The sequence below is a fragment of the Candidatus Dadabacteria bacterium genome (assembly GCA_026705445.1).
Taxonomy (GTDB): Bacteria; Desulfobacterota_D; UBA1144; order Nemesobacterales; family Nemesobacteraceae; genus Nemesobacter.
The window spans coordinates 1-6190 of sequence record JAPPAR010000045.1; the positions used below are offsets into that span (position 1 = coordinate 1).

Sequence of the window (6190 nt, forward strand, 5' to 3'; positions counted from 1 at the left end):
AATCAGTGTATTGTAACCAACTGAAATTGTTTGATTAACACTGGGACACTAGTGGAAATCATATACATAACTACACAGACTTATTTCTTTTTACCAAGCACCAAAAGCCAGATGAGCTAGTGGATTCCAAGAAAAAATTCCAGAATTCCCCATTTGCAATTTTATTTCTTCCTCCGTTGCATAAAACCATACCGGCCTGTTTTGGCGATCTCAAGAAAGCGTCAAAATAGCCAAATACAGGTTGTTTTGTCTCTGATGTTCATCAAATTCCTGAGACAAAGCAGACTGGATGGGTAAGGTATATTACAAAACAGGTGGTTCTTTGAAGCATCTTTTTAGCAATGAGGTCGCTGGGCCATCAAGGTAGTAATTGGAGGGAGTTATAATTAACATCTAAGATATTTTCTATCGTTTGTTTCTTGCTCTTTATTTTGCCTCAAAACCTTGACATACACCTTTTGATGATTAGTTTGAGAAGTGGAGGTACATGTTAGATGCAAACGGCAGTCGCCACGTGCGATTCTCTTTCGGTTTTCATGCGGGAGATGGAAAAACATCCGCTTCTCTCAAAAGAAGAAGAGTATGCACTTGCGGTCAGATATTACGAAAACGAAGATCTTGAAGCGGCCAACAAGCTCGTGGTGTCAAACCTCAGGTTCGTGGTGAGAATCGCTTCTGAGTACAAATCTTACGGTTTTCCGATCATGGACCTTGTTCAGGAAGGTTCTATAGGACTAATGCGCGCCGTTAAAAAATTCAATCCCTACAGGGGCTACAGGCTCATATCCTACGCGGTGTGGTGGATCAGGGTAAGGATCCAGAACCATATAATGAAGTTCTGGAGCAACGTGAAGATCGGAACCACGCAGTCTCAGAGGAAGCTTTTCCAGAGAATAGAAGGGGCAAAGCGTAAACTCGGTATAACTGCCGCTAGCATGGAAGACGACGACATAAGCCGTCTTGCGGACCATTTCGGCGTTAAGGAAGAAGAAATCTCCGAGATGCAGGTCCGCGCTTCCAAAAGAGATCTCTCCCTCTCGGAGCGTCCCGCGGGGGACGACTCTTCGGCCACTTATGGTGAGTTGCTTCCTGACCCGTCGGATAATCAGGAGCAAGTGCTCGGCGAACTCGGGTTCGACAACCTGGCCAGGGAGAACCTGAGCGAAGCTCTCGAGACGCTTTCAGAGAGGCAGAAGAAGGTGATAAACGAGAGGTATTTCACCGAACCTCCAAGAAAACTCCACGAAATAGCCCGTGATCTCGGGGTTTCCCAGGAGAGGGTAAGGCAGATACAGGCCGAGTCCATAGGGAAACTCAGGGGACACATGGCCGAAAAACTTGAAATTCATCCGTAATCAGAAGAAAAATCAGGAGGAATTAAATGGCTTCTAAAATAATAGGAATAGACCTTGGAACAACCAATTCATGCGTAGCCATCGTTGAGGGCGGCGAGCCGAAAGTGATAATCAACGAGGAAGGCACGAGAACGACCCCTTCGGTAGTCGCATTTCTAAAAGGCGGAGAAGAAGTTCTGGTCGGCGGACCGGCGAAGCGCCAGGCAGTCGCCAATCCCGAGAACACCGTCTACTCTACCAAAAGACTTATGGGCAGAAGGTTCGAGGAGATATCACGCGAAGCGGAGGGTCTTGCCTATAGCGTCGTAAAGTCAGGCAAGTCAGACGCCTGGGTCGAGGTAGAGGGAAAAGAATATTCTCCCCCGCAGGTTTCAGCGCACGTCCTAATGAAGCTTAAGAAAGCCGCAGAGGATTATCTGGGTTCCGAAGTCACTGAAGCCGTTATTACCGTTCCCGCTTACTTTAACGACAGCCAGCGCCAGGCCACAAAAGACGCCGGAAAAATAGCCGGTCTTGACGTAAAGCGCATAATAAACGAGCCGACCGCCGCGGCCCTTGCCTACGGGTTTGACAAGAAGAAAGAGGGGATGATAGTCGTCTACGACCTTGGAGGCGGAACTTTTGACGTATCAGTGCTTGAGGTCGGTAACAACGTTATAGAGGTAAAGTCCACAAACGGCGATACCCATCTCGGCGGAGACGATTTTGACAAGAGGGTGATCGATTACATCATCTCCGAGTTCAAAAAGGATTCCGGGATAGACCTCGGGGCGGACAAGATGGCCGTGCAGAGGCTCAGGGAAGCTGCCGAGAAGGCCAAGATCGAGCTTTCAAACACCGTCGAGACGGAAGTAAACCTGCCGTTTATAACGGCCGATGCGAGCGGTCCCAAGCACCTTGTGATGAAGATAACGCGCTCCAAGTTCGAGCAGCTCATCGAAGATCTCATAAAGGGTACTCTCAAACCCTGCGAGCAGGCCCTTAAGGACGCGGGGCTTCGCCCGGGCGAGATAGCCGAAGTAATACTGGTCGGCGGATCGACCAGAATCCCGCTTGTGCAGAAAGTCGTGACTGACTTTTTCGGGAAGGATCCGAGCAGGGGGATAAACCCGGACGAGGTGGTTGCCATGGGGGCCGCCATACAGGCGGGCGTGCTCGGAGGAGACGTGACTGACATGCTCCTTCTCGACGTGGTACCGCTCTCGCTGGGCATCGAGACCCTCGGAGGGGTCATGACCACCATAATCGAGAGAAACACGACCATTCCCACCAAGAAAAGCCAGATTTTCACGACAGCGGAGGACAACCAGAATTCGGTTGAGATTCACGTGCTGCAGGGAGAGAGGCAGATGGCGGCTGATAACAGGACGCTTGCCAGGTTCATTCTGTCCGGCATTCCCGCGGCGGCGAGGGGCATTCCGCAGATAGAGGTCACTTTCGACACCGACGCCGACGGAATACTCCATGTATCCGCGAAGGACAACGCGACCCAGAAGGAGCAGAAAGTGAAGGTCGAGGCCTCAAGCGGGCTTAGCAGCGACGAGATTGATTCCATGGTCGAGGAAGCCGAAAAGATGTCCGAGAAAGACAAGGAGAAAAGCGAGCAGGTTCAGAAGAGAAACCAGCTTGACGAGCTTGTCTACAGGACTGACAAGAGCTTTCAGGAACTTGGCGATGGCCTCTCTGAGGATGAGAAAAAGGAGCTTGAGCAGGCTCTTGAAGAGGGAAGAGAAGCCCTTAAATCGGATGATCTAGGCAAGATCGACCTCGCGACCGAGAAAATAACCGCTGTCTCTCACAAGCTTGCGGAACTGATGTACAAAAAGCAGCAGGAAGAAGCCGCTACGGGTTCCGGAGAGGGTGGGGCTGAAGGCCAAGCCTCAGAGCAGGGGAATTCCACCTCGGGCGATGACGTTATAGACGCCGAGTTTACAGAGCAGAAATAACCACAATGCGGTTTCGGTTTCCGCACCGTCTTTCATTGAGAAGGAGTCTAAAAATATGGAGAGAAACGACATTCCTAAGGCCCTTTATGAGGATATGAAAAAGGTCGAGAAAATTCGTGTTGTTGTTGAGCCATGGGTTGACGCAGATGGTAAACTCAAAGTCAGGCTACCCGGCACAAATTTGGTGGTAATTCATAATCCTTCAAGAACAGCAAGTCAGTTGAAAGATATAGATGAAGGCCTTTGTTCTCGGTGCTATATATTTCCAACCAAGGGAAGAACCCCAAATCTTCTCAAAAAGATAGAATCTGCAAATGAGAGACTGCATGTCACCTATGAGATAGATGACGAATACAAATTTCTAACCATAATTATATTTCCAAGCTAGAACCACTGGTTGTATTTCTTTTGCTTTCGACACGGTATCCGGTGATTGCGGAACCATATGTACGGATATATAATTGTTATAAGACATTCTTAGGAGGTGTTGATTTTGCATCAAGAGTTCTTTCTGACGGTGCTTCTGTATAGAGAGGAAGAAGACTACGTAGCACACTGTTTGGAATTTGATATTGTCAATACGACGACTGAATCTTTTGAGACTGCTTATACAGAATTGTATGATCTGGTTATAAGCTATATAAATTACGCCTACGAAAACGACAACACAGACCACCTCTACAATCCCGCCCCCGCGGAGTATTGGAACATGTTTTATAAGTCTGTTCCTTATACCCTCGACCATGAAAGAGAATCTATAGAGATTGAAGGCAGGAGCTTTAGACCGAAAAAATCTCTATATCAGACAGCTACTGCCTAAATGTCACGAAAGCTAACGAGACTCAAGATACAAAAACTGTTAGCTAAACTAAAAAAGTTTGGTGTTGAAGTCATGCCGAATGATAGGGGAAAGGGGAGCGAGATAATACTTCAAAGGCCAACGGAGGGTGGTTCAAAAAAAGGTCCTCAATATACATTGAAGAATCATGGCAAGAACACAGAACTTGGCGTAGGAACTATTAAGGCAATACTGCGAAGATTCGACATAGATAGATCCGAGTTTTTAAACGCGTAGAAGATTTGCCGACTTTATAGGGAATTCCATCTTGTACGACGGTGTTACGGACACCGAATATACCGAACAGAAATAATCGCGCGGGGTCTTGATTTCCGTTTCGTCTTTTTGCGAATGCGATTTTAATCCATATAAGTTTCAGCAGATAACATAGTCAAGTCCGAACGCAATGACTTAAAGGCAAAAGCGTAGGAGCCTGATTCTAACCATTGAGGGTACATAGTGAGTCTGAATGCGGAACCCCGGAACATCTTAACTCTTCCACATAATATCGGTCGAACTATAGTTAAGGAAGGCGCTTTGATAGCCTGCCCTCTTTTGGGAACGGAAAAGTTCATCAAATTTTGCAAGGATCGAGGTCTGTCGTTGAACCGAGAGCGTCTGATCAGGTTGGAACGGCTTGGACTATTTGCACCGGTTTACCGAGTAAGAACACCGAAGCAAGTCGGGCAGCGTTTCGATCTTCCACCCAAGAAGGACAACGACTGGTTTGAAAAAGGGTGGGCTTGGGACACAACCTCTGTAAAGGATTCCCACGCTATACCCGACTCTAAGGACCGAACTCAAGAGGGTTATTACTCTATATTTCAGATTGATCATCTCGATTTCATCCTGAATGGGATGACTCTTTCAGTGCCTATGGATGAATTTCTTGAAACCTCGGAGACACGGAAAATAGACTGGAATAAAAGTGGCGAGCAATGGATGGAAATCTTCAGAGACATGGCAAGCATGCTACGCGACCATGAATATCGTCGCAGTCAAGCGCTACTTTGCCAGTTCATCTCGAATCGTTACTACCCGCACACTCAAGGTGATCAACGTACCATACAAGTGCCTCACCTAAACTCCTATTTCGATGAATGGGTCAGACTCAGACCTAATTTAACAAACTGGGATTGGGAAGATTATGCTAGGCACTGGAACCCGCACCAGGCTGAAAAATTCTTTCAACTCACTCCCGAGAAATTGCGCCACGCTTATGAAGGACTAGCACTTGCACAAAAAAACTGCGATCCGATGGAACGCTGGTATCAACTTATCCAGTTCATATCCATCAGTGAGCGGCGCAGGTTAAAAGGCAATGCTCTAAAAGCAGAGACGCTACGTACTGCCGCACATATGCTACGCTTTCTTTATAAGGATTTGTGCGGTGAAGACCTTCCACACCCAAACGAAGTTGCTGGTACAGTGTTCAACCATATACCTGAACTTGAGGTTCGCCGTGATACTCGACACTATCTGGAGCTTGTCGCAAACCGCTACGGGGTCAATCCCCAACCTAAGCTGTGTCTGATTGTTGAAGGTTATTCAGAGAAGTTGGCGACCCTGAAAATATTCGAGAACTGGTTTGGAGCCCATCCCGGCAAATTCGGGATCGAGATCATTTCGCTCGGTGGTGTTGATAAAGCAACTGGTACAAAGGAAGACAGGTTCCGCGCGATATTGCGTCTTGTTGATTACTTTCATCATCATCAAACGTTTACGTTTCTCATTCTCGACAACGAGGGTTATGCCAAAAAACTGGAAGCTCAAGCCAAAAAGAGGAAATCGATTCATGGACAGGATCGTTATGTAACACGACCAGAACACATCAAGATCTGGAATAAATCGTTCGAGCTAGATAATTTCTTTCCAAAAGAAATTGCCACAGCACTTGGCATAATGGCTCAAGGCAGAATACGTTTTAGTTACCAGAAAGTCAGTATTTGCATAAGAAATAAAGATAATCCAAACAAAGCTTTGAAGGAGCTTTACAAAAGGAAAACCAAAGGAGTTCTTTCACATAGAGAATTGACGGAAAAGCTCGTCGA

5 protein-coding genes are annotated in these 6190 nt (G+C 47.0%); all 5 read left to right on the forward strand.

The window, feature by feature from the left end; translation table 11 throughout:
- The first annotated feature begins 494 nt into the window (after window positions 1-494).
- Window positions 495-1355, forward strand: coding sequence for an RNA polymerase factor sigma-32 (locus tag OXG75_08295; GenBank protein MCY3625968.1), 861 nt, complete (start codon window positions 495-497; stop codon window positions 1353-1355).
- 26 nt (window positions 1356-1381) lie between these two features.
- Window positions 1382-3301, forward strand: a complete 1920-nt coding sequence (gene dnaK, locus OXG75_08300; GenBank protein ID MCY3625969.1) for a molecular chaperone DnaK — start codon at window positions 1382-1384, stop codon at window positions 3299-3301.
- 55 nt (window positions 3302-3356) lie between these two features.
- On the forward strand, window positions 3357-3689 hold the full coding sequence (locus tag OXG75_08305) for a hypothetical protein (GenBank protein ID MCY3625970.1): 333 nt from the start codon (window positions 3357-3359) through the stop codon (window positions 3687-3689).
- A gap of 432 nt (window positions 3690-4121) precedes the next feature.
- Complete coding sequence (locus OXG75_08310) at window positions 4122-4376, forward strand: type II toxin-antitoxin system HicA family toxin (protein MCY3625971.1); 255 nt, start codon at window positions 4122-4124, stop codon at window positions 4374-4376.
- A 390-nt stretch (window positions 4377-4766) separates the two neighbouring features.
- A partial coding sequence (locus tag OXG75_08315; protein ID MCY3625972.1) for a hypothetical protein occupies window positions 4767-6190 on the forward strand: 1424 nt, incomplete at its 3' end.